We start from the raw sequence: 374 nt of genomic DNA, 5'->3' as shown, positions 1-374 counted from the left end.
ATGTATCTCCAAGTCTTCACCCTGGAGAATTACGTCAGGTTCCTCGCGGATCCGTTCTACAGGCAGGTCCTGTGGACCACTTGCGCGGTTTCGGTCGCAACCACCGCATTCTGCCTGCTAGGCAGTCTGCCGGTCGCCTATTTTCTCTCGCGATCCGGCTCGCATCTCATGAAAAGGCTGCTCATAATCGCGATCGTGCTGCCTCTGCTGATGGGGAATGTGGTCCGTACCGCGGGCTGGGTCATCATCCTGGACAACAGCGGTGTCCTGAAATACGCGTTCGGCCACTTCGGCCTGCTCACCGACACGTCCTTGCTCTACACGACCGGTGCCGTCGTCGCAGGACTGACGTCGGTGCTCCTGCCCTTCATGAT

1 protein-coding gene is annotated in these 374 nt (G+C 58.8%); it reads left to right on the top strand.

Translation table 11 applies throughout. The features are described from left to right. A partial coding sequence (locus tag CEV33_RS23880) for an ABC transporter permease (protein WP_407923787.1) occupies nucleotides 1-374 on the top strand: 374 nt, incomplete at both ends.

This window comes from Brucella grignonensis (assembly GCF_002252505.1).
Classification (GTDB): Bacteria; Pseudomonadota; Alphaproteobacteria; order Rhizobiales; family Rhizobiaceae; genus Brucella; species Brucella grignonensis.
Note: the sequence above shows the minus strand (reverse complement) of the source record. Positions and strands in the feature narration are given on the sequence as shown.